Genomic DNA, 26,322 nt, shown 5'->3' with positions numbered 1-26,322 from the left:
TCACCATTCACCTCGTTCGAAACGGTCTGCTTCCTGTTCGAGTTGTTTGCGCAGTTCATTGATCTGCCGGTCATCCTGGGTTTCCAGCACGCGCTGGAACTGTGCAGCCCAGACCCCGATGGTTTCACGTGCCTCGCCCAGATACTCCTGATAGAGCCGTTCCAGACGTGCTGTCAGGTGAGTGTTGACCTGTTGTTCGCGAGGATGAACCTTGAGTGCTTCCAGCACCTTGAGTCGTTCACGGATTTCTGCGGGTGTCATGACCCCGGGGTTATTCTCGATAACCAGCTTGTGATTTTCGCCGGTCATCTGGATCCGCACGTCGGCCTCCAGCAGGCCGTTGTTGTCGTACGTGAAGCGCACGTCCAGTTCGACCTCGCCAGCCTTGGCTTTCGGCACGGGAATATTCAGTTCGCCCAGCGCGATGTTGTCTTTGACCAGGCGGCTTTCACCTTGAAAGATCCGCAGCAGAACGTGCTCCTGGTTGTCGGCAACCGTGTTCACGGTACGCACCCGGCTGACCGGCACCACGCTGTTGCGCTCGATGATCGGAAGGTAATGCCCGGACTGATAGCCGTTGAACACATATTGTGTGGTTTCGATACCCAGGGTGTAGGGGCACACATCGGTCAAAACGACTTCTTCCAGCGCCGCATCGCGCTGCTTGAGTGCTGCCTGAATCGCAGCACCCTGCGCGACGACCTCATCCGGGTTGAGCGTGATGGCCGGAAAACGCCCGAACATCCCCGCAGCCAGTTTGCGGATCAGCGGCATGCGTGTAGTGCCGCCCACCAGCAGGATCTCGTCCAGATCTGCGACGCGAATTTTCGCATCGCGCAAGGCCCGCTCGATGGGTGCGCGCAGGCGGGCCAGCAGAGGCGAAAACAGATCGTTCATCTGCTCTTGCGTGATTGTCTTGCGCCATTCGCGGTCTGCATGGCGCAGCACGAAATCGACACTGTTTTCCTGGCCCAGCGCCTTGCGCACGCGCTCGGCTTCACGTCGTAGCGAGGGCGTTACCAGTTCCTTGCCGGGGAAGTTCTGCTCATCTCGGTGCAGGGTCAGAAAGTGCTCCACCAGCAGACGGTCGAAATCTTCACCTCCCAGGAAGTTGTCGCCTGCGCTGGCACGCACCTCCATCACGCCGTCGAAGAGTTCGAGGATCGAGATGTCGAACGTGCCGCCGCCCAGGTCGAAGACCAGAAACGAGGTTTCGCCTTCCTTCTGGTGAAGTCCGTAGGCCAGGGCTGCTGCTGTCGGCTCGTTGATGAGCTTCTCGACCTTGAGGCCGGCCAGCTCCCCGGCAATGCGCGTCGCTTTACGCTGAGCGTCACTGAAGTACGCCGGAACGCTGATCACCGCCTCGGTGACAGGCTCGCCAAACGCACGCTCGACGTCGGCTTTAAGACTCTTGAGTACCAGCGAAGACAACTCTTCCGGGCGATAGGTGGCAGATCCCAGGCGAATCTCCTGAGCGCTGCCCATGTAACGTTTGAAGAGCGCCGTGGTTTTGTCCGGGTGAGTTTGCAGACGTTCGCGCGCCGCCTTGCCGACCAGAATCTGCCCCTCGTCGTCCAGTCCGACCACACTTGGAGTCAGTGTTTCTCCCAACGCATTGGTAACCAGCTCGCTGCTGCCGTCGCGCCAGACAGCCACCAGGCTGTTGGTGGTGCCCAGGTCAATACCGACGATCATCTCTAAAATGCTCCCTGCTCAAGGATTGTTGCAATGTTTTGCGTGATTCTGAATCAAGGCGACCGCTGTTGTCTTCGTTTTATGCGTCGGGAATGCCTGCTGGCACCCCGCGTCAGGATGCCTTTGCAGCATTATTATTCTCCAGTGCGACTCACCGCCCTGTGCAGGATCGCTGCCAGATCTTCTCTGGAGTAGGGTTTTTGCAACAGGTCGAAGCGGTGTGTTTCGTCCTGAGCGATCGTTGCAAATTCAGTGCTGTAGCCGGAGGTGAGGACGACCGGCATCCAGGGATAACGAGCTTCGATTTCGGCATACAGTTCCAGCCCGCTCATGCCGGGCATCGCGATGTCCGAGAACACCACATGAAAGTTTTCCGGGTTACCGGACAACTCATGCAGCGCCTCGGTGGCACTCTTGACCCAAAGCACCTGAAAACCAAGCTGCTCAAGCATCGGTCGGGTAAAAGTACCGATGTCCTGATTATCCTCGACCATCAAAACGCACAGACCGGGCAATGCGGCAGGCGTGCAGTGCTTGTCCTGCGCGACGACTTCGTGATTTTTTGCACTTGGCAGACATAGCGTGAAGCAGCTGCCTCTGCCCAGTTCGCTTTCAACCAGCACTTCGCCGCCCGATTGTTTGGCAAAGCCGAATACCTGCGACAAGCCCAGCCCTGTACCCTGTCCCACGCTTTTGGTGGTGTAGAACGGTTCAAAGATCAGGCCCAGTTTTTCCTTGGCGATCCCTGCGCCGGTATCGGTCAGCGACACCTTCACATAATCGCCATCGCTGAGTGAGGCAGGCTGATCGGCAGTGGGACAGGCAGCGCATTCAACGCTTATGCTGAGTCGGCCCGCGCCCGACATTGCATCGCGGGCGTTGACCACCATATTGACCAGCGCAGTATCGAACTGGCTACCGTCGGCGAAGATAAAGCACGGCTCGGCAGGCAGGTCGATGTTCACCTGAATGCGTGCGCCGGTGAGGGTATCCATCATCTCACCAATACGCGCCACACTCTTGCAGACATCGAACACTTCCGGCTGCAAGGCCTGACGGCGGGCGAAGGCCAGCAACTGACCGGTCAGACGAGCCGCCCGGTCTACCGTACTGGAAATGGCCTGGACATACTTCACACGGCGATGCTCTTCAAGGTTCGGCGATTTCAACAGGTCGCTGCAGGAGCGAATCACCGTCAATAGATTATTGAAGTCATGCGCCACACCGCCGGTCAGTTGGCCGATAGCCTCCAGTTTCTGCGCTTGATGCAGGGCGTCCTGGGACAGCCGCAACGCTTCATTGGCCTCTTCCTCGGCCTGAATGTCACGGCCGACGGCATGGATGAATTGCTGGTCCGGCACGGCAGTCCACGAGATGGTCCGGTACGAACCGTCCAGATGACGATAGCGATTCTTGAAGTGAGGAATGGTCTGGCCGTTTTCCAGCCCGCTCATGGCGGCCAGCGTAATGTCCACGTCTTCAGGATGCACCAGCCCCAGGAACTGGCTGTCGAGCAGTTGTTCTTCCGACCAGCCCAGAGCCTGAGTCCAGGCCGGATTGACCGCGCAGATGATTCCGTCGAACTGCGCCACCAGCATCAGGTCAGTCGACAGGCGCCAGATGCGGTCACGGTCACGGGTGCGCTCGATCACACGCTGCTCAAGCGTTTCGTTGAGAGATATCAGCGCTTGTTCCGCGTCTCGAAGCTGGGTCATGTCGCGAGACACGCACAGAATTTTCTCCGGCTTGCCGTCCTTGCCGAAGATCGGACTGACTTGCACATGCCACCATTTGACGGTGCCCGCCAGGGTTCGCGCCGAGCCCATGAAACTGGCGTTCTGACCCGCGCGGGCCGCTTCGACAGCCGCGATGGCGTCCAGATTACCTTGGTCCTGCCAGAAATCGGGCCAGGGGCAGCCGCGAATCGCATTGAAATCGCTGACTTCCATGATCTGCTGGCCGCCTTCGCTCATGAAGGTCAGGCGCGAATCGAGGTCCAGCACTTTGATGCAATCATTGATGCTCGACAAAACACGGTCGGTAAACGCTTCGTTTTCACTTTGTCGGGCCTGGGCAATGACCTGGGACGTAGTTTCATTGACCCGGCAGAACACGCCCTCGATCAGGCCGCTATCGCCGTACAGCGGCGAATAGGAAAGCGACCACCAGGTCTGCTCGGGCTTGCCGTTGCGGACGATGGTGCGCTGAATATTGTCAGACCGGCGGCTGTGTCCACCAAGCGCCTGCTCGGCCAGCGGGCGCACGGCCTCCCAGGCATCACCCCACACCGAGGCAATGGGTTGTCCTTGTGCCTGCTCTGCTGCAACGGGCAAAACCTGGGCATAGGCGTCATTGAAAAACAGGACAAAGTCCGGCCCCCAAAGCAGATACATGCTGTCGGGGCAACTGAGCATCAGGTTCATTGATGACAGTAGCGCTGCTGGCCATGCTTGCTTGGGTCCCAGCGCAGACGTCGACCAGTCTGTCTCTCGGATAAGCCGGCCCATATCGCCGCCTCCCAGTGGGAGGTCGAGGGGAGTATTCACGGTAGAAAATGCCCCAACTTTCGGACTGCCAATGTGAGCTTAATAGCCAGGCGGGTATGATGTCATTATGCCTTGAAACTATCCAGCCATCACGACCTTACATAGCCGGGACAGTATGCAGACCCGGCAGCGCGGAAAATGTTCGGTTATCGCCGGAAGAAGCCATACAGGAGGTCCGCAGCCATCAGCTCAGGAACATTTCCCGTACCAGAGCATGGCGCTGCATTTTCTCGTTCAGCGTCCGTCGCGGCAGTTGTAGTTCGTTGAGCTCAGCCTTGATATCACCTTTGTGACGGGTCAGCGAAGCGCGCAGGCATTGTGCTTCGAAGGCTTCCTGGCGTGCTGCCAGAGAGTGCCCCTGCAATTGGATATCGGGCTGCGTCGGGGTGAGTTCTAGGCCCAGCGCCTGCCGCTCGGCCGCATTGGCCAGCTCGCGTACGTTGCCGGGCCAGTCATGGCTGAGCAACTGGGTCAGGCGCGTGGCGCTGAGTGCGGCACTTCACGGCCCATGCGTTCGGCGGCGGCTCGGGCGAAGTGGCTGAACAGTTGCGCGATGTCTTCAAGGCGTTCGCGCAACGGCGGCAGGCGCAGTTCGGCAACGTTCAGGCGATAGGCCAGATCTTCACGGAAGCGCCCGGCGCGGGCCTCTTCAAGCAGGTCCGGTTTGGTCGCAGCAATGATCCGCAAGTTGACATCGATACTCTGATTCGAACCCAGCCGTTCAAGGCGCTTGTCTTGCAGAACGCGCAGCAGTTTGACCTGTTGCGCCATGGGCATGCTCTCGATTTCGTCAAGAAACACGGTGCCGCCGTCGGCATATTCCAGTCTGCCGATACGTTTGCCCTGTGCACCGGTAAATGCGCCGCTTTCGTGCCCGAACAACTCGGCTTCGAACAGATGCTCGGGGATGGCCGCGCAATTGAGCGCGACAAAAGGTTTGCCGGCGCGTGGACCGAAATCGTGCAGGCAGCGAGCGACCAATTCCTTGCCGCTGCCGGTTTCCCCTCGAATGATTACATTGACCGGCAGTTGCGCGAGCTCAAGCACCTGGCGGCGCAAGGTCTGCAGGCCGGGCGACACGCCGAGCAGCGTGGCGTCCAGTCGAGTTCTTGCATCGGCCTGTTCATGCAGATGGCGGCTTTCCAGTACCAGTTGGCGTTTCTCCAGCGCGCCGCAGGTTGCTGATCAGAGTTTCGGGGCTGAAGGGCTTTTCCAGAAAATCATAAGCACCTTCGCGCATCGCCTCTACAGCCATCGGCACATCGCCATTGCCGGTGAGGAGGATGACCGGCAGGTCCGTGTCCATGCCTTGCAGTCGGCTCAGCAGTTCCAGACCGCTCATGCCCGGCATGCGCACGTCGGTCAGCACCACACCAGGGAAGTGTTCCGGCAGCTGTGCCAGGCACTCCTCTGCAGGGGCGAAGACTTGCACCTCAAACCCCGACAGCGTCAGCCATTGCTCGACGGCTTGCCGAATGGGTGCCTCGTCGTCTACCACGATGACCGAGTTCAACATGCCGGGTCAGGCCTCCAGAAAGTCATTGGGCAGGCTGAACCAGAACACAGCACCTTCGGCATGGTTTTGCGCCTTCAGTTGCCCGCCCAGTTCGTGAATGATGGCATATGACACGGCCAAGCCAAGGCCCAGACCATCGCCCACAGGTTTGGTGGTGAAAAACGGATCGAAAATACTGGCCAGGTTTTCCTCGGCGATCCCCGTTCCGTTGTCTTTGACGCTGAGCCGCCATTGCTTGTCGATGGCGTCGATACGCACTTCAAGGCGTCTGGACGGGCGCTCGCGCACGGCGTCCAGTGCATTGCGCAGCAGGTTTATCAGCACCTGCTCCAGACGTATGGCATCGCCACGCACCCACGCGGGACGTGACAGATGCAGCACGCAGTCGATGTGCTCCTCGCGCAGGCGCGGATCGAGCAACAGCAAGGCCTGATCGACTACCGTGGCCAGGTCCAGCCTCTCGCGCAAACCGCTGGGGCTCTTGCGGGCAAAGGTTTTCAGATGGCTGGTCAAGGCGGCCATGCGTGTCAATTGTTGATCGACTGGAGCCAACGCTTTGCAGGCTTCATCGATTCGGCCCTGATCCAGCAGCAGCCGCAGGGTTGCCAGTTGCATGCGCTGGGCAGTCAGCGGCTGGTTGATTTCGTGGGCCAGCGCTGCCGACATCTGCCCCAGCGCCGCCAGTTTGGCCGACTGCACCAGACCGTCCTGCGCGGTTTGCAGATCACGGGTGCGCTCTTGCACCAGGTGCTCCAGTTCGTCCCGGTTGCGCTCCCGTAATCGCGCCAGTCGCCAGCGTTGATAGAGAAACAGAGCAGAAATACCAGTGCTAGCCAGATGCCCGCTGCGGCGAGGCCCGCATTGCGAATGTCCTCGCTGGACGTGGGTGGCTTGCGCAACAGGTGCATGGTCCAGTTTTCATCGGGCAGCGGCAGCGACTGCCAGAGATAATCCGTGGTGCCATCCGGGCCTTCGACACGGCTTAAATGACTGTTTTCGCCAAAGCTGTCGATGACCCGGCTGCGCAGCGGGGACAATACTTTCTTGTCATATTGGCGCGTGCGCAGCAGGTCGGCGCGGTCCTCCACAGAAATAGGCAGCAGCTCGCGATAGCGCCAACCCGATTGATTGGCAATGAAGACGATGCCTTTTTCATCGCTGACCAATAGCAGATCGTCACCCTGACCCCACTCCTGCTCAAGGTCCGGAAACTCCAGCTTCACGACCATCGCACCGATGAAGGCACCTGTATCGCTCACCACCGCACTGGACAAGAAGTACCCAGGGATTCCGCTGGTCACACCGACCGCGTAAAAGCGTCCGGTACCCTGCGCCCGGGTTTGCAGGAAGTAGGGGCGAAAGCCGTAGTTGTGGCCGACATAGCTGTTGGGTGCGCGCCAATTGCTCGCGCTGATCACCAGACCGTGCAGGTCGAGCAATTCAAGCGTCGATGAATGCGCCGTGTTGTTGATTTTTTCCAGCTTGAGATTGAGTGCGTTCTGCACGTCGGCGGCTACCGGACCGCTCAACGCCGCACGAATCTCCGGGTCAAGTGCCAGAACAGAGGGCAGGGCGCGATAACGTTCGATGAGGGTATGCAGAGTATTGGCATACAGTGTCAGTTGCCCTTCGGCACGCACCGCATCTTCTGACAGCGCGTGACGCTGGGCCTGACGCATCGCAAGCCCGACGCACAGCACCGCACCGGCCATAATCAGCAGCACATACAGGGTAATGCGCCAGTAACGATGCTTGAGCGTCATGTTGCGGCCTGATCGGACTCCACTGGCGCGTTTGCAGACCATTGCCTGCGAACGCGCCACGGGCGGGCGTTACAACAGATTGAAGGTCGCTTCTTTCACGGTCTGCGAGTCCAGGCCGATCATGACCTTGAATTCGCCAGATTCCGCAGCAAACTTGAGCTCGCTATTGTAGAACTTCAGGTCGTTTTCACTGAGCGTGAAGTTAACGACTTTTTCCTCGCCAGGCTCAAGCATCACTTTTTCGAAGTTCTTCAGTTCTTTTACCGGGCGACTGATCGACGCAGCCACATCATGCAGATACAACTGCACCACCGTAGCGCCTGCAACCTTGCCGGTGTTCTTCACGGTTACGCTGGCAGTGAGCTTGCCTTTGCGTGCCATGCTGGCGTCCGACAGCTTGATGTCCGAGACGTCGAACTGCGTGTAGCTCAGACCGTAACCGAACGGGAACAGCGGGCCATTGGGCTCCTCGAAATAGTGCGATGTGTAGTTGCCCGGCTTGCCTTCATGATACGGACGACCGGTGTTCAAGTGCGCATAGTAGACCGGCAGCTGACCGATCGAGCGCGGGAACGACATGGCCAGCTTGCCCGACGGGTTGTAGTCGCCGAACAGTACATCCGCCACCGCGTTGCCGCCTTCGGTGCCCGGGAACCAGGTTTCGAGCATGGCATCGGCCTGTTCCTGCTCGTCGACCAGTACCAGCGGACGGCCATTCATCAGCACAAGTACCAAGGGTTTGCCTGTGGCCTTGAGTGCCTTGATCAGATCACGCTGCTTGCCCGGAATGTTCAGGCTGCTGCGGCTGGCCGACTCATGAGACATGCCGCGCGACTCGCCTACCACGGCAACGATCACATCGGCCTGCTCGGCGACCTTGACCGCTTCGTCGATCATTTCCTGCGCGGGACGCGGGTCAACCTCGACTTCCTTCTCGATGAAGTTCAGATAGTTAAGGATGTGCTCGTTGTCACTGACGTTGGCACCACGGGCGTAAACCAGTTTGGCCTTGTTGCCGACCGCGTTGGCCAGCCCTTCATATACAGTGACCGACTGATTGGCACGGCCCGCTGCCGACCAGCTGCCGAGCATGTCGAGATGACTTTGCGCCAGTCCGCCAATCACCGCGATGGTGCCTTGTTTCTTCAGCGGCAGCGTGTCGTTCTGGTTCTTCAGCAGGACCAGCGTCTTGCGCGCTACATCGCGAGCTTCGGCACGGTGCAGGCGGTCATCGGAATAGGTGTCGGCTGGATCTTCGGCGGCAACGCCGATTCGGCCGTAAGGAGAGGCGAACAGGCCCATGTCGTATTTGGCCCCCAGCACTTCACGCACGGCGTTGTCGATTTCCTTCATGGAAACCTCACCGTCTTTCACCAGCCCGGGCAACTGCTCGCCATAGGCCGCGTCGTTCATGCTCAGGTCGACGCCCGCCTTGATCGCCAGCTTGGCGGCCTCGCGGAAGTCCTTGGCCACGCCGTGGTCGATCAGTTCCTTGAGCGCGCCGTGGTCACTGATGGTCACGCCCTTGAAGCCCCAGTCCTTGCGCAACAGGTCCTGCATCAACCATTTGTTGGAGGTCGACGGGACGCCGTTGATCGAGTTGAGCGCGACCATGATGCCGCCGGCGCCGGCATCGATGCCGGCCTTGTACGGCGGCAGGTAGTCCTGGTACATGCGCGTCATGCTCATGTCCACGGTGTTGTAGTCGCGCCCGCCTTCTACCGCGCCATACAGGGCGAAGTGTTTGACGGCGGCCATGATGCTGTCATTGGCTGCGACGTTCTTGCCCTGGAAGGACCTGACCATCACGTCGGAAATGCGTGACACCAGGTAGGTGTCTTCACCGAAGCCTTCGGAGCTGCGGCCCCAGCGAGGGTCGCGGGAAATATCCACCATGGGCGCGAAGGTCATGTCGATACTGTCGGCACTCGCCTCTTTAGCCGAGACCCGACCCATCAGTGCGACGGCGTCCATGTCCCAGCTGGCGGCCATACCCAGGCTGATCGGGAAAATCGTACGATGACCATGAACCACGTCGTAGGCAAAAAACATCGGAATTTTCAGACGGCTTTTGGCGACAGCGGCTTCTTGCAGCGGACGATTTTCCGAACGGGTAATGGAGTTGAACGTGCCGCCGATTCTTCCTGCAGCAATTTCCTTGAGAATTTGCGGCTGTGGCATTTCGGCGCTGATGCTGATCAAACGCAACTGGCCGATCTTTTCGTCCAGGGTCATTTGTTTCATGAGTTTGCCGATGAAGGCATTCTTGGCTTGAAGCGTTGTATTGTCCGTGACGGCGGCGCTCTGGGCCATCACCGACTGACTGGCCATCCCGACCAGCAAACCTAATAAACACAGCTTATTCATGAATGATTTCTCAAGGCTTTTGTCAGCAACTCGCGTTTAATGTTCGACAGCCAGTTTTTGGGTTATGGACCTTTGGCGTTATGGTTCGTACAGGGCGCAAAAATAGTTGCTATCCGCTTCACTGTACGAAGTCTCCCCAAGGTGTGTACGAAAATGGGCGGTTTGATTGATTTTTGTACAAACCCTGTTCGATCAGTTATTGACCGCATCAGGCGTTGGCGGTCGATTATGCCGGGGAACTTGTGTTTTGGCTAAGGCGTGTCGTTTCAATAGATTCAAAAAAGCATCGGAGGTCTGATTTTGAAGTCTGTTTCACAATGGATGTTGTACGTGGTGATGCTATTGGGAGGTGGGTTGCGTGCCGAGGCGGAACCCACCGCGCTGGTTTTTCCGCCAATGACCGGCAGCGTGGTCGATGCTGCACAAATGCTCGACAGCCAGACCACGGTTCGTCTGGCCAGACTTCTGCGTGCCCACGAGCAGGCCACCGGCGAGCGTGTGGTAGTGGTGACCCTGGCTGATCTGCAGGGGACCAGCATAGAAGAGTTCGGCGCCCGACTCGGCGATGCCTGGAGCCTTGGACCGCACGGTGAAGACGACAGCGTTCTGCTGGTGGTTTACCGTGACAAGCGCAAGGTATTCATGGAAGTCGGTGCTGCCCTGAAGAATCGTCTCAATGACGCCCAGGCCTCATTGATCATCGATATGTTGATGACGCCCGAGTTTGACGATAATCGTTTTACTATTGGCATCGAGCGCGGTACACGGGCGGTCATCGCGTCTCTGGGCGGTCAGATACCGGATTATCCCGAACCGACGAGACAGATGTCCGCCTATGAAGAGCAGAGCAGTGACGACCAGGTCTGGCTGATCGCGATTGTTCTGACCCTCATCGTGCTGGGCATCGTGATCATCAGTATCAAACGGGGGGCTGCTGCCCGGCCTGCATGTGACAGGGCCGCTGACCGCAATGGCGGTCGCTTCGGCGGTGGCGGGGCTTCGGGCAACTGGTAGTCGATCGATTCGTTAATGAGGGAAGCATGGCGTTATTGAACAGAGATGAACAGCGGCAGGTCGCCGAAGCGATTGATCGCGTCGAGCAGCGCACCGATGCTGAACTGGTTACGGTGCTGGCCGCTCGTGCCGACGACTATGCATACATGCCGCTGATCTGGGCCGGGCTGATCGGCCTGCTGTTGCCGGGCACGGTCAATTACTGTGTTCAGTGGCTGAGCGCGGACGAACTGATGCTGGCGCAAATGAGTACGTTCATTATTGTGGCGCTGGTCTGCCGCGTGTCGAACGTGTCCGCCTTGCTGGTGCCGCTTTCGGTTAGGCGCTGGCGAGCCGGAAACCTGGCGCGTCGGCAGTTTCTTGAACAAAACCTGCACAAGACCCATGACGGAACCGGCATTCTGGTTTTTGTCAGCGAGGCCGAACGGTATGTCGAAATTCTGGTTGACCATGGCATTGCCAGTCGTCTTCACAATGATACCTGGAAGGCGATGGTCGACGTGTTTACCCAGCAGGTCAGAGACGGGCAGACCTTGCAGGGGTTTCTCGGCTGCATCCATGCCTGTGGCGAGTTGCTTGCCGATCACGTTCCGGTGACCCACGGCAGGAATGAGTTGCCGAACAGGTTGGTGGTGCTCGGCTAAAAGCAAAGGCAGGCGTCGATTTTGTCGACACTTGCCTTTCTGAATAGGGGGTATGTCAGAGTGTGCGATTGATATAGTGGAACGATTTCAGATAGGTCTTCTATTGTCCAGCATGCTCGCTGACCGAAACCGTTGAGTCGTTTTGCTGTGCGCTCTTGTCCAGAAAGCGATACAGCAACCGACACAGATTTTTAGCCTCTTGAACCCAGGCGTCTTTGCTCTGCTCGACTTGCGACAACAGTGTCAGCTCTTCTGCAGTAGGGAGCAGGTAGGTATACTTGCCGGAATTGAAGGGGGCCATTGCACGTTCAAAGATGTTCAGTAACTCAGTTGAAATATTCCTGATTTACCGCCACGGAGAGCCCCCCCAAAAAATGAAACATGAAAGTGAGGAATGTATTTTCCTTGCTTGTTTTTTCTAACGTTTTGCTACGTACTCCTCCGGTAAAGGCCATGGGAATGATGCCCGCCAAGAAACTTGCGGCGATGTTGATGAGGTGCGCTTCGTATGCTTTGTTCTGTTGGCGGGCTTCAGGCCGCTGATGTCTTCGAGTCTCAAGTCGGCAATCGTCTGTGTCAGCTGTTCGATGATGTCCATTCCTTCGGTATGGGTGATAATTTGACCGTCCTGTCTGACGAAGTCAGCGGCAAACATTCCGATATCAAAGCCGTTGGACTTGGTATTGCTTTCTATTGGCGACCAGCTTCTGGCAGGGCGGTTGATGGTGATGTAAGTGTTCATGATGTCTTTTGGCTCCCGTCTTCAAGTGCCCATTTCAGTTCGGATATTCGATCAGCGTTGTTGTAACGCGTGCGATATCCTCGGCAGTAAGGATTTCAGCTGTATTAGTCATGGTGCACGGTCCTTGTGTAATAAGTACGGTAAAGCCAATGCTTCTGTTTTATATCGGTTGAACAATCTTTCTGAGCCGAGGCCAATATAAAGGAAGGTGTGCACGGTTCAAGGCTTAATAATGAAAGTTGGTAGTGGTACTTTTACCGTTTATGTGTATTTCAATATTCAATGTAGGCAAGTGCGGACGGCCTCTGTGGCCCCGCAAAAATAAGGGTGCCCAACAATCCGTCACGGGCTAAAATAAGCGCATGTTTTTTTCAAGTCCCGCTAGGGACGTTCGAGGCACCCCTTAATGTCAGTCAACACACCCGCGCCACTCATGGCTGCGCCTGAACACCTCGCGCAGTTTCTTGGCCTGCTTGACACCAGCCTTTCGCAAAACTCGCTGATCAAGCTTGTGCTGGCCAAATACGTGGGCAGCGAGGCGGAATTGCAGCGGGTCATCATCAAACCACTGACCGTCAAGGAACAGCCTTGCCTTACCTTCGTGTATCGCTACAAGACCCGCGATATCACTAAGAATTTCCCTCTTGCAGAAGCGGTGGGCGTTATTGCCAGCCTGATACCTGAATCGTTCAAGAACGCGCATCTGCTGTCGCTGACCGACGAGGTGCAGCTGGAATTCAGCAAGAAGGGCAAGACCACGCTGTTCAAAAGCAAGGCTCAGCAGGAGCGTGAAGCTCCTTCGGCCGGGCATGATCGTGAGAAAAAGCGCTATCTGGAGCTGAGCCGCCCGTTCCTCGCAGATCTTGGTGTGACCAATCGGCAGCATGAGCTGATCCCGGCCATGTCGCGCAAGTGGAAGCAGATCAACAAGTTCATCGAAGTGTTTTCCCATGCCTTGAGTTCATCGCCACTCAAGCTCGATCAACCGATCAAGGTGGCAGATTTCGGCTCAGGCAAGGGCTACCTGACCTTCGCGATCCATGACTACCTGTGCAATACCTTGCAGGCGCAAGGGCAGGTGATCGGTGTCGAGCTGCGTGAGGACATGGTCACCTTGTGCAACAACGCTGCGGCGGGTCTTGAACACCCCGGCCTGACGTTCCAGCACGGCGATGTGCGTACTGTCGCGCCCAGTGCGCTGGATGTGATGATTGCGCTGCACGCCTGTGACATCGCGACTGACTATGCCATTCATATGGGCATTCGCTCCGGCGCCTCTATCATCATGTGCTCGCCGTGCTGCCACAAACAGATTCGCCTGCAGATCCAGAGTCCGGCCTTGCTGAAACCGATGTTGCAATACGGCCTGCATATGGGGCAGCAGGCAGAAATGGTTACTGACAGCCTGCGTGCCTTGTTGCTGGATGCGTGCGGTTACGAAAGCAAGGTCTTTGAGTTCATCTCTCTGGAGCACACTAACAAGAACAAGATGATCCTGGCGGTCAAGCGTGCCGAACCGGTCAACCCGGACCTGTTGATCGCGCGTATCCAGGAGCTGAAGACGTTTTACGGCATCAGCGAGCAGTGCCTTGAAACGCTGCTGAGGGCAGACGGCTTCATCGGCTGAAATAGCCGCCCTGCACACGTAAGCCGAAGAGTCTTCGACCAACGGTCTGCTATCGGGCTGCTTCGTTGCGCCAGGTCAATGGTTGTACCTCGTACACGGCGGATGCTTGAGCTATCACCCAAGCATCCGAGCTACCCACGAGGGTCCGTCATGATCAGCACCTTTTTCATCCCCGCTGTGAACATCATCGGCACTGGCTGCATTGATGAAGCCATGCTCGCCATTCGCAAATACGGATTTCTCAAGGCGCTGATCGTGACCGACGCAGGGCTGGCCAAGGTCGGGGTGGCCAGTCAGGTCGCGGGGCTGTTGGTGGAGCAGGGCATCGACTCGGTGGTGTATGACGGTGCCAGACCCAATCCGACCATCGCCAACGTCGAGAACGGTCTGGCCTTGCTGCGGGAACGCCAGTGCGATTTCGTGATTTCTCTGGGCGGCGGTTCACCTCACGACTGTGCCAAGGGCATTGCCCTGTGCGCCAGTAACGGTGGGCATATCAGCGACTATGAAGGCGTCGACCGTTCGGCAAAACCCCAGTTGCCGCTGATTGCGATCAACACCACCGCCGGAACCGCCAGCGAAATGACCCGCTTCTGCATCATTACCGACGAAGCGCGCCACGTAAAAATGGCCATCATTGATCGTAACGTGACGCCACTGTTATCCGTAAACGACCCGAATATGATGGTCGCCATGCCCAAGTCACTGACCGCCGCCACCGGTATGGATGCCCTGACTCACGCGATAGAGGCCTATGTCTCGACGGCTGCCAATCCGATCACGGATGCCTGCGCGTTGCAGGCCATGGCACTGATTGCCAACAATCTGCGCGACGCCTTCACCAACGGAGCGAACATCACTGCACGCGAGAACATGGCCTACGCACAGTTTCTGGCCGGCATGGCGTTCAACAACGCATCATTGGGCTACGTACACGCCATGGCACATCAACTGGGCGGCTTCTATGATTTGCCGCACGGAGTGTGCAACGCCGTATTGTTGCCTCACGTTCAGGGTTTCAACGCGAGCGTCAGCGCTGCGCGCCTGACTGATGTTGCGCATGCGATGGGCTGCAATATTCGCGGCCTTTCTCCGCAAGAAGGCGCTCAGGCCGCGATCGAGGCCATTCGTGCACTGTCGGCTGCTGTGGAAATCCCGGCGGGGCTGGCAGTGCTTGGCGTCAAGGAAGAGGATTTCCCGATCCTGGCCACCAATGCCCTGAAAGATGCGTGCGGTCTGACCAATCCGCGTCGTGCCGATCTTGAGCAGATTCAGGAGATATTTCGTCAGGCAATGTGATGGGCCGCAACAGACGGGTCAGTCAAATGGAACTGGTTGCAATGAGCCTGAACGCGAACTGACCAAAGCTCCGGAAAAAGGGCAGGTGGGACGTTGTCCACTTAACATACAGGTTGTTCTCGCGATACCCGCGAATTCGCCTTGAAGGTATGTGGATGAGGCTTCTGCTTTCCATAGTTCGTTGTGCTGCCGTTTTGTCCCTGGCTTTATCAGGAGTGCAGTGCTTAAAGGCAGCGGACTTGCCGGAAGGCTTTGCCAAAGGGGTTACGGGGGGCGGAGCCGCCGCGGCAGTACACCCTTCGTCACTTGATCAGCTTCGGTCTGCACTGTGCGCGTCTTACGACTCGCGCGGTGCCTGTACCGATGAAACTCCGCGGGTCATTGTGCTGGAGCACCTGTTCGACTTTCGCGGGAGTCTCGTTGCCAAAGGCAGCGCCGAAACCACCGAACCGGGTTGCATGGTCAAACAGTGTCCGCATGGCGGCGAGCAGCTTGCACTCAATGGTCCCAACAACTTCTGCCAATCCAGGCCACCGGTCATGGTGACCTACGACAATGCAGGGCTAAAGCCACTGAAAGTCGGATCGAACAAGACTCTGATAGGCGTGGGCAAAAAGGCCGGCATTCAAGGTGCGGGACTGTTCATCGGTGACGGCGCACATAACGTGATTGTCCGTAATCTGACGCTTTCAGACATCAACCCAAGTGTCGTATGGGGCGGGGATGCACTCACTCTGAACAAGGCCGATGGCGTGTGGATTGACCACAACACCTTTGCGCGTATCGGCAGGCAAATGATCGTGACAGGCTGGGGCACTGCTTCACACGTCACCATTTCCAGCAATGAGTTCGACGGTCGCACGCCTTACTCGTCGACCTGCGATGGTCATCATTACTGGGTCTGGCTGTTCCTCGGCAGTCAGGACACGCTGACGCTGTCGAAAAACTACATACACGACGCCTCGGGAAGAGCGCCGCATTCCGGAGGCATGAATAATGCGCAAGTCCGCGCTCAACTGGTCAATAACGTTTTTCAGCGCATGACCTACCAGGGCGCAATCATGTCGCGGACCTCGTCCTCACAGTTGCTGGTGGAAGGGAATGATTTTGAAAACGTAGCCCACCCACTGTTCAACGATACGGATCAGCCGGGTACAGCGTTTGCTTTGTTTGGGCCGGGTTCAACTGGAGCAAACGGTGCGTGTATGAGTGTTATTGGAAGATCGTGTGTGGTGAATCAGCAACAGATGAGTGGCGATGACTATCGTCCTCAGGACGTATCTGTACTGGAGGCTTTCAGGGATTATCGGCAGTTTCTGGTGGTGCCGGTTTCAGCGCAAGAGGCCAGGGCGCGCGTGCCGGAAGACGCAGGCGTGGGGAAGGTAGGTGTTGGTTTACGATGATGATTTCAATAGTTGAGTCGTATCGATCATCGAATAAACCGACTCACTGCCGGTCTTCATTTTGTGAAACAGTTTCAGGTCCACTAAACCATTCAGTACAGTTGCCGCTGTATTGTAAGCACACCCCAGCTTGTTTTTGACATCGGTCACGGTGAAAGACTTTATGTCTGATGAGTTGGCCACGTTGAAGATGATTCGTTGTTTGTCGGACAGCTTCGTGTACAGCCCCGACTCGTAAAGGAACGCGTTGAAGCGATCAATTGCAGCTACGTTCGCTTCGTGATTTCTCGTAAACTCTTTGATGGCCCGCGCAATGACCTGGCATTGATAGTCGATGAAGTACGTCAGGTCCATGTCATCTGTTTCGGTGTACAGGTAGCTTTTTCCATACTTGATTGGAGCGATTTTCAGAAGCGTGCTGATGGCAATATACCTGAATCCGCCAAAACCACATTTGAACAGGTACCAATAAAATAACGACCTGGCGACTCGACCGTTGCCATCGTGAAATGGGTGCTCATAACCAATGACGAAATGGAGGATGACCGCTTTTATCAACGGATGAATGTAGGTTGGACTGTCCAGGTCCGAGTGCTCGTTATTTGCCCACGCAATAACCGACAGAAGCCGTTTCTGAATGCCTTGAGCGGGCGGTGGCTGATGAACAATGTTTCCGTTTCCATCCTCGACAACAACGTCATCCACTGACCGTAATTCGCCTGGGCAATAACGCTCGTCTTCTATCCCTTCGACACCCACCTGATGCAGGTCGGTTATCAGCTCAAGCGACAGCTCCTGGTCCCGGCATTCCCACGCATGTTGCATCATCCGGAAATTACCGATGATCATCTTTTCGTCGGGAGTCCGGGCGCTACGCTTTCTTTTCAGCAGTTCCTTTGCTGCTTTGGTAGTCGTTGCAGCTCCCTCAAGCTGGCTGCTGCTGATCGCCTCGTCTTCGACCAGATCGTTAAGCAGGTACGTCAGTTGCCTGGACTCTCCAATTCTGGAGCACATCCATTCCAGCGCCGCTGTGGTCGTATTCTGGTCACCGGCAGACACAGCCATCTGCATTGCAGGCGTATAGAGAAAGCCGCAGGGCCGAGATGGTTCACCCAGAGATATGGCCGTGACTAGCTGGCGATTTCTGGCTTGCCTGACGACCGACCAAGCCAGAGCTGCATCCAGCGATCTCGGAAATCTGAACCGCAGTTTATCGAAATGCAGATAACGTCCCTGCGCATCGAAGGGCTGCGCAAGCTCAAGGTAGGCGTCTGCCTGATCGGCGTGGTCGCTGATAATCATGGCGAACGGATTCTGGATGAGCGAAGGCGGCGACTTGACCATGATTTCAAATTTCCAGGAATTTGAGATGGAGAGTACGGAGGTTGGGGGTTTATTTCAATTTTTTGCAAAATTGAAATATGTATCAAAGCGAAACCGGGCACTCTATCTGGAGTGTCTACCCACTATTCGAGTCACCACCGCCGATCTCCTCTATACCGCCCACCCCAGCGTGATCGCTGTCAGCGTCAAATAGCGTAAAGCTTTTGCAAAAGTGACAACGAGAAGAAAGCTCCAAAGCGGCTCACGCAGGACACCGGCGATCATGGTGATCGGGTCACCGATGATGGGCACCCAACTAAGCAACAATGCCCAGCGTCCATGGCGCCTGTAAATAATTTGTGCTTTGTCGAGGTGTCGCTCGCTGATGGGGAACCAGCGCTTGTGCCGAAAGCGTTCAATCGAGCGCCCCAGATACCAGTTCACGACCGACCCCAGAACATTGCCCGTCGTTGCCATCACCAAAAGAAGAGTCGTCGCGTAGCGTTCCGAAAGGAGCATACCGGCCAGCATTGCTTCAGACTGCAGCGGCAAAAGCGTTGCGGCACCAAATGCCACGGCAAAGAGGCCCAGATAGCTGGTCAGCTCGAACACGATGTCATCTCACGAATACAATCCGTTCCAGCCGTGGACACCCACGTACACGCCGACGCAAATGATCAACATGCTGGAAAGAATCGGTGTCACCAACTCAGCAAGGTATTTCAAAGTGTCAGGCCGTGTCAAACTACATAGGAGCACGTGTACGGATTAAATTGCGCCTTCAAACTCGGCAATAGCTACAAGACAAAGGCCCAGTGTGCGCTTTGGCGCATCGGTACGATGGAAACCTAAAATATAGGGGGTTTTATTCAGTAACGATCTCATGGTCTCATCATATTCTGAAAATTCAGAGATGCGATTAAACATGTCGTAAATCTCAGGTAAATACCATTGGTAGCGTTCGTTTAGACGAAAAAAAGCCTCGTAGTTAATCCAGCTACCTATGCCTTTGACATGCAGGGTCAAATCTTCGATATTGAGCGTTTGAGGTGTAATGGTTGATCGGTGTACGTGAAACGAAATATTCAGTGTGGTTGATGTATCAAATGGATTGGGCATTCCTCTGCCTGGGTCGGTATCGAGTTTAATCGAGGAATTGCACTGATGGCAGCAGGGAACAAGATTTTTAAGAGATACCGCAAGATAGGGATATCGCGATTTCGGTAGGAAGTGATCTAAAGGGGGGCGTAGTTCTAATGCACCTTTAACGCCAGAGTGATGATAGTTAATATGGTGGAGTTGGCAGTAGGGGCAGATTCTAAGATTGTGACGGTCTACCAGCTTATAAGCATTCCAACTACCTTTTTTTTCAATGAATTTTTTATAATTGAAAAGTGACTCCAGTTTGATTATTAGATTTTCAAATTCCGGTAAGCGTTTCTTGGATTTAGGTCCTGGTCTTTTCTTTAGGTACAGATGAAAGTTTGGCGCGACAGCTTCAAGTTCATCAATCACGTGCCATAGTTGTTTGGCATCGCCGATGAGGATCGAGTCTCTTTGCCTGATTAAAATTTCCATCAGGTCCTTGGTGAAAGCGGGATAGTCGCTGCCGTAGGGCGTCGGCCAAGCCTTGACGCCGGCGTCAAAACGCGCTGCCATAGTTTTTAGGTGGAGAGAAATATCAATAGGCTTTAGGAGGTTAGTCTTTAGCACGGTTAGCCTCGTCAACCAAAAGAAGCCGTCGTTCAATATGTTCTCGCACGTCTTGATTGGCTAGGGTTTCGGCAATTTTAAAAGCTTCCTTTAAGTCATCCGGGTTAGGTGCTGACTGCTTTAGAACGTCTGATATTTTTTTCAGGAGTTCTGTGCTGAATTTTCCGGTAAATTCTTCGACGTTGAATACATCAGTCAATGTCTGTTTTGGACTATACCCAAAAGCATTTTTTAATACCTTATCGTTTAGATCAAAGAGCCTGCCAGCAGGAGTGTCTGTCGCCACAATTAATGAGTGAGTAGAGATGACCACTGTTACTTTTTCAGAAAGCTGATAGAAGTCAGTGATAAAGGAGATGAGCCCGGAGATGTATTCTCGCTGCCATCGCGGGTGCATGAACATCTCACCCTCATCAATACAGATAATAAGCGCGCAAGCCTCAGAACTTTGCTCAAACCGCCCTAACGTCAATGCGATGGCGCAATATAAGGACATCATGCTGGCTTGCCCAGAGCTTAGCTCCCTGAATGACCAGCGTATAAAGCCCAGTGAGGTGAGCGTAGCAAAACTACCCTCATTGCAGCGAATCATTTCTCCGAAATGTTCATCTATATAGGATATGCTTTTTTTTAGGCTGCGCTTTGTGTTGCCATCAAACAGTGTTGAAATAAGCTCAAAGCACTTTCTTGCTTCGGCCCGCTGGCTATTCATCACTCGGCTTTCTTTCAGGAATGGCATGTCAGGCCATTGATTGCTAAGTTCATTGTCCTCTGGGCTGTGGGACGCATCCGTCTGCATCATACTGTCGATAAAGTCATACAGGTGATCAGCGGTATCGTAAGTCGCACTGGTAGTAATAAAGTACGCTAGCATGAATTTAATGTGTGGCAAAAGTCGAGCGTCAAGTTCTCCTGCCCTGCGCTTGAAATAGTTGTCTCGACGACTCATTAGCTCGCGCTGTTTCTCTGATCCATAGAGCTTTATCAATTCCGAGATTGTCGGGATGGATGCTGTGAGGCTGACCTTTGCATTAGAGATAAAAGCGGCTCGGCCTTTGAGGTGTGGAAAGGCCAAAAATGTAGACACAGGGTCAAAACTAATCTGGCCTGAAAATTTTGGGCTGACATCTTTGACACCTTTGGCGGCGAGACGGGCTCGACGTGAAAACTCAAATGGTGATGTCGTGTAGAATGCAGTTTCAACTTTCGGTGGCTTGGCATCGGTTATTTGAACGCCTTCACCCACTACAGCGAAATTTTTCAGTGAGGTTCCAACGGCCAGTCGCAAGCCCGAGTCGTCTTCCCAGAGAATACTCAATTTCGATTTTTCCGTCCAGCGCGCCATGCCTTGGCACAGCGCCAAGAGTAACTCTGTTTTTCCACTGCCGTTCTCACCGAACAGCGTTGTGAATGAGGCTATGCGAGGACTTGCAGGACGTGATTCACTTGGCAAGCGAGCGATATTCACTGTCCGTTTGATTTTCGAACTTGCCCCTGTGTTACCGATATTGATTTCAACGTCTGGAGAAAATTGCAATAACGTAGGGGTGTCTGCGTCACCTGGAAAAAAAACAGCATGAATTCTAAAAGTATTCAAAAAACACCGCCATGTTTATGTGTGGTGTGGCACGCTCATTGCCGTGTATCTTACTGCTTCTTTCCAATATTGTAAATTTTCCGTTGCTTGAGGGGCGAGGTGTTTCTGGCCTTATTGATGAGCCGACCTATCATGGCTTTCGTGTTGTATAAGAATGGCGCTACGAAGGGTTCAATTTCAGCTTGATATGATAACGGCACAAGAATTAATTTTCTTAAGTCGCATGCGTTATTTAAGAGGCTGTCCAGGAATGTGGAGTGTGCTCGTGTTTTTTAACACTGATTTAACTGCGGTTGTCAGTGGGCAGCTAGCCCGAGATAGCGTAATCATAATGGTCATCCATAGCTCAGCGCAGTTTCATCTCATCCGTTATTCTCTTAAGCAACGTCGGGATGGTCGGTTGGCTCCGGCTTCGTCTATGGAGGCAAAAAAGCAGATGCAGACGACCACCGGGTCGGGAAGGGCCGTGCCGTAGGTGTTGGGCAAGGAGGAGTAAGCACAGTAATCGGAACTGGATGTACAACCGGAAACACAGTCGCAGGACGGCAAAACGCATTTTCGTCCTTGAGGTGTTGATTGGATGAGCAGTGGAAATACGACATACGATCGAAATCAGGCGTCGATTGAATGTGCTGGATTTTTAAGCGAGGAGTGCGATGGAGAAGTAGAGCGGGTAGAGGGAATCGAACCCTTACTCCGGTGGAATCACTTAGTGGTGTGTAGTTGTGTAAAGGATGAATGGTCTTACGCCCCGTTGAAATCATTAAGATAAGTTCTTTAACTGGTATTTTAGCCGCTTTTTCCAATGCGAACTTAGGTGCAGCTTGGAAGCGGCATTTCGTTCATTGATATGGCTCAGCCGCGAGCCCAGTTAGGTTGGGTCATGCTCATTGAACCTGTGATCTGTCCCGTTGATCATTAGATGGACAGATTTCAGCGCCATCACCAGCAGAAATCAGCTCATGAGTCCGAATGTCTCTACTGGTTCGTCCTCAGTGTATGTTCGCGTGCTAACGAATGGTGATAAAGAATTTCTGATGCTCGGCTATGTCAGTAAGGCCGAGAGTGTCAATGAAGCGATAGCTTGAACTTAGTGACTCATCTTCGAGACTCTCAAGTTTTCCGTCTGAAAGGTACTTGTGCTGCTCAATCTTCATGTAACCTTTGATACGTGGGGTGCTAAATTTGATGGTGGTGGCTTCTAAATCAATTGACTCAATTTTTTCTTCGTAGGTAGATCTGATGTAGCGCTGCATATCCCAGAGATGGCTCAAAATAAAATTTGTATCGCCATCGCTTCGAGATACGATATGTCTCAGCATCGTGTTGTTAAGTATGGCGGTTGCGCGATCCTGGAAAAAAGCCCCCATGCTTTGGGATGTGATTATCAAGAAGTCGACCGTGATGCAATAGCCTGTTGGGAAGAGTCTGTTGAAGTCGAGATGAGCAAAGTTTTTCTGGATTAACACTTGCAAAAGCTCAATGCCCGGAGCTGTTTGCAAGAAATCCTTTAATTTTTCAGTTTGCTCTAGCGCTTTTGTTATGGCGCCTTTCTTACCTTTTGATTTTAAATACTCTTTGGCCCACGTAGCGGGTAGATTGTTTTTCACCTCGCAAGCAAATGCATGAAACCCCAGCGATGGCTCGTAAGATAGTGCGAGAACGTCGATGTCGGGCAGGGATGTGTCGTAGCTTTGAAGAAGAATTTCTTTTTCAGTTTTAAAATTTCTGAACTGAGAAAATAATTGAGATACTTCCTCTACTAAAGCGTCGCCGATTATGCCGGCGAATTGACCAGAGAAATGATCGGCGTTTCTGCCAGCACAGTGCTTCAGTATCGACGAAATGCCATCCTTCAAAGAAAAGCTGAAAGGTAATAAGAAATATTTATTTTGTTTTGGTATGTGGTTGAAAGTTCCGCGCGAGCTGATGGCGATGTCTTTCAAAATAGTTGAGCATTTTTCGAGTGAGACATTGGTGATATTGCTTACTTCGTGGCTGATTTCGGCTTCGGTCAAGGTGATGACACATGATAATTTATTAGCTGAAGCGTGGTATCTTTCGTACATGGCGAATGTCAGTAGGCTGTGATAAACCTTATGGAATTCGCTGTAGCTATAATTCCCCAGGCTGGCTTCGCTATCCTCTGAGATGTAAGAGAAAAATCCCTGTATTTTCTTGTTGGTTCTGAAAGTGATTTCGGTAAGTATTTTTTCCATGTTGGGGTTGTGATAGTCCCAGCGCCCAGTGGTGCTGAGTAATTCGTGGAACTCGTCTTCTGACAAAGATGTTTCGTCCAAGAGTTCTGCTGAGTTGAGTGCAAATAGCTGGTGCTCATATACAATTTGCTCAGAGAAACTAGTATCTCGCAGTTTTATACTTATCGTAGAGTCAATTTTAGACCATTCAACAGCTTCTGTGTTGTCGAACGACAAATAGATAAGATCGCGTATATGATAATACGCTGAAGAAAACGAAAAAATCTTAGGCCAATCCAGCGTCGTAAGGCCCGTGGAAGCGAGTTCAGGTTTGAGGCCATTAATGATTTTTGGCGTATAAATATCAAGAGCGGGACGTAAGCTCTCACCTGCTTCAAAGTTTCCATGGCTGTATTGCTGTTCTACCAGTTCTAACAAAAAATTTAGAGCTACTTCCGTTGGGCCCAACAAGGCAATGTTTTTTTCAAGTTCGGCGTCTATCAGGGTATCGATGTGTGTTCTCAGTTCCATTGATCACCTAGATTTTTCGTTGGAAAATTACTCCGTTGTGCTAATAGCTTAGCAGAAGCGATCAGTCGCCGCTTGTCAAGTATTTATGTCCTGATGTTGGCAGACGTGTCAAGTGCGGAGTTGGGCATCTACAGGTTACAAAAATTCGCATGTTTCGGCGAGGGTATTTCGGGTCAGATATACGATCTGGAAAGTTGCTATATCTGACGACTTTAGGATGGCGTCGTCCAGAAACATGCCTGGGGTGCCTCCAGCACGATGCTCGACACTGTGGGCCGCGATTTCGAGCTGCGGCTCCTGTCGGGTTCGCGGGCCTTCGCTCAACTCTCCTGAGTACTTAAAACCACTAGCTGGTCAGTCGCGACTGGCTGGTATGTGCATTGAGTGCTCCTGAGCGCTCAGTCGTCTAAGTCCGCTCGACCGAGTCTCCGCAGCACTTAGCCCAGCTATAGCAGTCGCCTTACCATTAGCCTCCAGCATTCGATGTCAATGCAGTTGACATAATCGGGATTTTGCACAAAAATGCCGGTTGACAGCCATCCATATCTGCACGCTTTTAGGAGTGCCATGCATGCCCCAAACCCAACATCCAAGTGATTTCGAGCCTAAGTTGACCCCTGAATACCTGGGGATCGTATGCCATAACGTACTGGAAGCGGCCTATCTCGCCCTGGCAGCGGCATCAACGGAAGACGATACGAACTGGACGGTTGGGACATTGCTGTACGGGCGTGTGCATGGTCGTTTTAAAACCATGCATCGTGATAAGTCGATGCCATGGTTCCAGCTCGCCAACAACACGATGGATTACACCCCGAGCGTCAATGGCGTGCTGATGCAGGTCGTTATGGACGATCCTAATGTGCGCAAAAAAGCTCATCGCATGGTGGCTAGTCGAGTCGAGCTGTATCAAGCGAGTCTGCTGGGCCCTTCGAACGATAGCAATTTGACTTGGCGCCTCTATGTCGACAGCGACGGCAATATGGAAGACCCAAAGCTGACGGTGACGGTGCTCGGACTTGATACCAACCTAAATGTCGTTTGCCAGTGGATGCATGACTACACACCTCTTCAGTCCGTTCGTACGATCGATTTGCCCGAGGAAGTGGATATCCCGGAACAATTCCCTATTCGCAGGGACAAAGATGCCGACCGGAATGTACCGATAGACGCTGACCAGATCGATGAATGATAGAAATGGCTTTTTGCCGCTTGGGGATGAGTTTTCCCCGGACAAACTTCGGCTCGCGCGATGCGCTGCGGGCCGTTCACTGGCTGACATCGGCGACCTGCTCGCTGTCACCCGGCAGTACGCTCACAAGCTGGAAATCAATGCGATCCCTTCCTCCACTCAGCTTAAGCAACTGAGCGATTTGCTGGGCGTTGATGAGAGATTCTTTTTCACCCCACGCAGGGGGTCAGTAGACCTTGAACAGTGCCATTTTCGTAGCGTGCGTTCCTCATCGCAAACGCTGAAGAAGACCGTTGCCGCTCAGGTGGAGATGTTTGAGCTGCTGGTCGATGAGCTTGAGCAGGAGGTTGCTTTTCCGCCGGTAAGTTTCAAGCCTTACGACGGGCCGTCGCCTGCGGCAGATGAGATTGAGAGAATCGCTGAGAAATTTCGCCGCGACCATGGGCTGGGCCTAGGGCCTATATCTAGCATGACCAAGTTGGCGGAAAAAGTGGGTGTCCTCGTCGTTAACCTCGCCGATGTCGACGAGCGCGTGGATGCGTTTTCACTGTTCAACAAACGGCCCTTGATCGTTCGTAGCACTGCCAAAAGCAGCCCAGGCCGCCAGCGCTTCGATCTGGCTCATGAGCTCGGTCATTTGGTGATGCATCAAGGCATTGAGACTGGCTGCAGGCACACAGAAGACCAGGCGAATCAGTTCGCAAGCGCGCTGTTGATGCCGCGAGCAAGCTTTGCTTCTGAGTTCCCTGCCATGCGAGGTCGGTACCTCAACTGGCATGCCTTGAAGGAACTCAAGTTGCGCTGGAAGGTGAGTTTCAAAGCGCTGATTTATCGGGGTAGGGCGCTTGATCTGCTCACTGCTGAGCAGGCGAAATCAGGGTTTACCCACCTCAGTCGCAAGGGATTCACCAAGTTTGAGGAATACGACGACCTTCTACCATTGGAGGCCCCCATGCTCGTCCAGCGGGCTTTGGACTTGCTCGACTACACCAGTTGGAAGAAGGTGCTCGGTGCATCAGGACTGACACCTGAATGGGTCAGTGGACGGTATTTGCTGAACATACCGGTTTCCCCGCTTCGACTTGTCAGGACTCATTCCGGATAGGGTTAAAACCGCAGGAACTGTGACGCGTAACGGTGCAGCCGTGGCGC

The 26,322-nt window shown here is 54.2% G+C and carries 17 protein-coding genes and 2 pseudogenes; 7 read left to right on the top strand and 12 right to left on the bottom strand.

The window, feature by feature from the left end:
* From RGM3321_RS13535 to bglX, 5 genes and pseudogenes are all read right to left on the bottom strand, one after another.
* Positions 1 to 1,695, bottom strand: coding sequence for a molecular chaperone HscC (locus RGM3321_RS13535; protein WP_244393447.1), 1,695 nt, complete (start codon positions 1,693 to 1,695; stop codon positions 1 to 3).
* Positions 1,696 to 1,829: 134 nt separating this feature from the next.
* Positions 1,830 to 4,202, bottom strand: coding sequence for a PAS domain-containing protein (locus tag RGM3321_RS13530; RefSeq protein ID WP_244393446.1), 2,373 nt, complete (start codon positions 4,200 to 4,202; stop codon positions 1,830 to 1,832).
* A 223-nt stretch (positions 4,203 to 4,425) separates the two neighbouring features.
* Positions 4,426 to 5,757 (bottom strand): annotated as a pseudogene (locus RGM3321_RS13525) (sigma-54 dependent transcriptional regulator).
* Between the two features lie 6 nt (positions 5,758 to 5,763).
* Positions 5,764 to 7,520 (bottom strand): annotated as a pseudogene (locus RGM3321_RS13520) (ATP-binding protein).
* A gap of 69 nt (positions 7,521 to 7,589) precedes the next feature.
* A complete protein-coding gene (gene bglX, locus RGM3321_RS13515) occupies positions 7,590 to 9,887 on the bottom strand; it encodes a beta-glucosidase BglX (RefSeq protein WP_244393445.1) in 2,298 nt (765 codons plus the stop codon).
* Positions 9,888 to 10,208: 321 nt separating this feature from the next.
* Here bglX and RGM3321_RS13510 point away from each other — a divergent pair, with 321 nt between their 5' ends.
* On the top strand, positions 10,209 to 10,901 hold the full coding sequence (locus RGM3321_RS13510; RefSeq protein ID WP_244393553.1) for a TPM domain-containing protein: 693 nt from the start codon (positions 10,209 to 10,211) through the stop codon (positions 10,899 to 10,901).
* 26 nt (positions 10,902 to 10,927) lie between these two features.
* Entirely contained in the window at positions 10,928 to 11,545 is a 618-nt protein-coding gene (locus RGM3321_RS13505; protein WP_244393443.1) for a TPM domain-containing protein, read from the top strand.
* 100 nt (positions 11,546 to 11,645) lie between these two features.
* Here the strand turns inward: RGM3321_RS13505 and RGM3321_RS13500 are convergent, their stop codons facing one another.
* Together RGM3321_RS13500 and RGM3321_RS13495 are read right to left on the bottom strand one after the other, a co-directional pair.
* Positions 11,646 to 11,846, bottom strand: a complete 201-nt coding sequence (locus tag RGM3321_RS13500) for a hypothetical protein (RefSeq protein WP_244393441.1) — start codon at positions 11,844 to 11,846, stop codon at positions 11,646 to 11,648.
* Between the two features lie 117 nt (positions 11,847 to 11,963).
* Positions 11,964 to 12,287 carry a hypothetical protein gene (locus tag RGM3321_RS13495; protein WP_244393439.1) on the bottom strand — a complete coding sequence of 108 codons (324 nt, stop codon included), beginning with the start codon at positions 12,285 to 12,287 and terminating at the stop codon, positions 11,964 to 11,966.
* Positions 12,288 to 12,693: 406 nt separating this feature from the next.
* Here RGM3321_RS13495 and RGM3321_RS13490 point away from each other — a divergent pair, with 406 nt between their 5' ends.
* The 3 genes from RGM3321_RS13490 (at position 12,694) to RGM3321_RS13480 (ending at position 16,616) form a co-directional block, all read left to right on the top strand.
* A complete protein-coding gene (locus tag RGM3321_RS13490) occupies positions 12,694 to 13,914 on the top strand; it encodes an SAM-dependent methyltransferase (RefSeq protein ID WP_244393438.1) in 1,221 nt (406 codons plus the stop codon).
* Between the two features lie 150 nt (positions 13,915 to 14,064).
* The gene (gene yiaY / locus RGM3321_RS13485; protein ID WP_244393436.1) at positions 14,065 to 15,213 is read left to right on the top strand and encodes an L-threonine dehydrogenase; all 1,149 of its coding nucleotides are present in this window, start codon (positions 14,065 to 14,067) and stop codon (positions 15,211 to 15,213) included.
* 155 nt (positions 15,214 to 15,368) lie between these two features.
* A complete protein-coding gene (locus RGM3321_RS13480) occupies positions 15,369 to 16,616 on the top strand; it encodes a polysaccharide lyase family 1 protein (protein WP_244393435.1) in 1,248 nt (415 codons plus the stop codon).
* Here the strand turns inward: RGM3321_RS13480 and RGM3321_RS13475 are convergent.
* From RGM3321_RS13475 to RGM3321_RS13455, 5 genes are all read right to left on the bottom strand, one after another.
* Complete coding sequence (locus RGM3321_RS13475) at positions 16,608 to 17,960, bottom strand: Fic family protein (RefSeq protein WP_244393433.1); 1,353 nt, start codon at positions 17,958 to 17,960, stop codon at positions 16,608 to 16,610. The genes RGM3321_RS13480 and RGM3321_RS13475 overlap by 9 nt on opposite strands.
* A 150-nt stretch (positions 17,961 to 18,110) precedes the next feature.
* Positions 18,111 to 18,551, bottom strand: coding sequence for a YqaA family protein (locus tag RGM3321_RS13470; protein ID WP_244393431.1), 441 nt, complete (start codon positions 18,549 to 18,551; stop codon positions 18,111 to 18,113).
* A gap of 156 nt (positions 18,552 to 18,707) precedes the next feature.
* On the bottom strand, positions 18,708 to 19,652 hold the full coding sequence (locus tag RGM3321_RS13465) for a hypothetical protein (protein ID WP_244393429.1): 945 nt from the start codon (positions 19,650 to 19,652) through the stop codon (positions 18,708 to 18,710).
* Positions 19,639 to 21,249, bottom strand: coding sequence for an ATP-binding protein (locus tag RGM3321_RS13460; RefSeq protein ID WP_244393427.1), 1,611 nt, complete (start codon positions 21,247 to 21,249; stop codon positions 19,639 to 19,641). Before RGM3321_RS13460 ends, RGM3321_RS13465 begins: the two co-directional genes overlap by 14 nt.
* A gap of 1,010 nt (positions 21,250 to 22,259) precedes the next feature.
* Entirely contained in the window at positions 22,260 to 23,978 is a 1,719-nt protein-coding gene (locus RGM3321_RS13455) for a hypothetical protein (RefSeq protein ID WP_244393426.1), read from the bottom strand.
* Between the two features lie 571 nt (positions 23,979 to 24,549).
* On the opposite strand from RGM3321_RS13455, the gene RGM3321_RS13450 reads away from it, so the two are divergent.
* Together RGM3321_RS13450 and RGM3321_RS13445 are read left to right on the top strand one after the other, a co-directional pair.
* Positions 24,550 to 25,170 (top strand): hypothetical protein, encoded by a 621-nt coding sequence (locus tag RGM3321_RS13450; protein WP_244393424.1) that lies wholly within the window; start codon positions 24,550 to 24,552, stop codon positions 25,168 to 25,170.
* Positions 25,163 to 26,275, top strand: a complete 1,113-nt coding sequence (locus RGM3321_RS13445) for an XRE family transcriptional regulator (RefSeq protein WP_244393422.1) — start codon at positions 25,163 to 25,165, stop codon at positions 26,273 to 26,275. The genes RGM3321_RS13450 and RGM3321_RS13445 overlap by 8 nt, the downstream gene beginning before the upstream one ends.
* Positions 26,276 to 26,322 lie beyond the last annotated feature (47 nt).

Source organism: Pseudomonas sp. RGM 3321 (genome assembly GCF_022836805.1).
In the GTDB taxonomy this organism is placed as follows: domain Bacteria; phylum Pseudomonadota; class Gammaproteobacteria; order Pseudomonadales; family Pseudomonadaceae; genus Aquipseudomonas.
This window is presented reverse-complemented; position numbering and strand designations above follow the sequence as displayed.

Coding starts and splice junctions, on each gene's coding strand:
- RGM3321_RS13535 (WP_244393447.1), bottom strand. CDS start 1,695: ATGATCGTCGGTATTGACCTGGGCACCACCAACAGCCTGGTGGCTGTC.
- RGM3321_RS13530 (WP_244393446.1), bottom strand. CDS start 4,202: ATGGGCCGGCTTATCCGAGAGACAGACTGGTCGACGTCTGCGCTGGGA.
- bglX (WP_244393445.1), bottom strand. CDS start 9,887: ATGAATAAGCTGTGTTTATTAGGTTTGCTGGTCGGGATGGCCAGTCAG.
- RGM3321_RS13510 (WP_244393553.1), top strand. CDS start 10,209: ATGTTGTACGTGGTGATGCTATTGGGAGGTGGGTTGCGTGCCGAGGCG.
- RGM3321_RS13505 (WP_244393443.1), top strand. CDS start 10,928: ATGGCGTTATTGAACAGAGATGAACAGCGGCAGGTCGCCGAAGCGATT.
- RGM3321_RS13500 (WP_244393441.1), bottom strand. CDS start 11,846: ATGGCCCCCTTCAATTCCGGCAAGTATACCTACCTGCTCCCTACTGCA.
- RGM3321_RS13495 (WP_244393439.1), bottom strand. CDS start 12,287: ATGAACACTTACATCACCATCAACCGCCCTGCCAGAAGCTGGTCGCCA.
- RGM3321_RS13490 (WP_244393438.1), top strand. CDS start 12,694: ATGTCAGTCAACACACCCGCGCCACTCATGGCTGCGCCTGAACACCTC.
- yiaY (WP_244393436.1), top strand. CDS start 14,065: ATGATCAGCACCTTTTTCATCCCCGCTGTGAACATCATCGGCACTGGC.
- RGM3321_RS13480 (WP_244393435.1), top strand. CDS start 15,369: ATGAGGCTTCTGCTTTCCATAGTTCGTTGTGCTGCCGTTTTGTCCCTG.
- RGM3321_RS13475 (WP_244393433.1), bottom strand. CDS start 17,960: ATGGTCAAGTCGCCGCCTTCGCTCATCCAGAATCCGTTCGCCATGATT.
- RGM3321_RS13455 (WP_244393426.1), bottom strand. CDS start 23,978: ATGGAACTGAGAACACACATCGATACCCTGATAGACGCCGAACTTGAA.
- RGM3321_RS13450 (WP_244393424.1), top strand. CDS start 24,550: ATGCCCCAAACCCAACATCCAAGTGATTTCGAGCCTAAGTTGACCCCT.
- RGM3321_RS13445 (WP_244393422.1), top strand. CDS start 25,163: ATGAATGATAGAAATGGCTTTTTGCCGCTTGGGGATGAGTTTTCCCCG.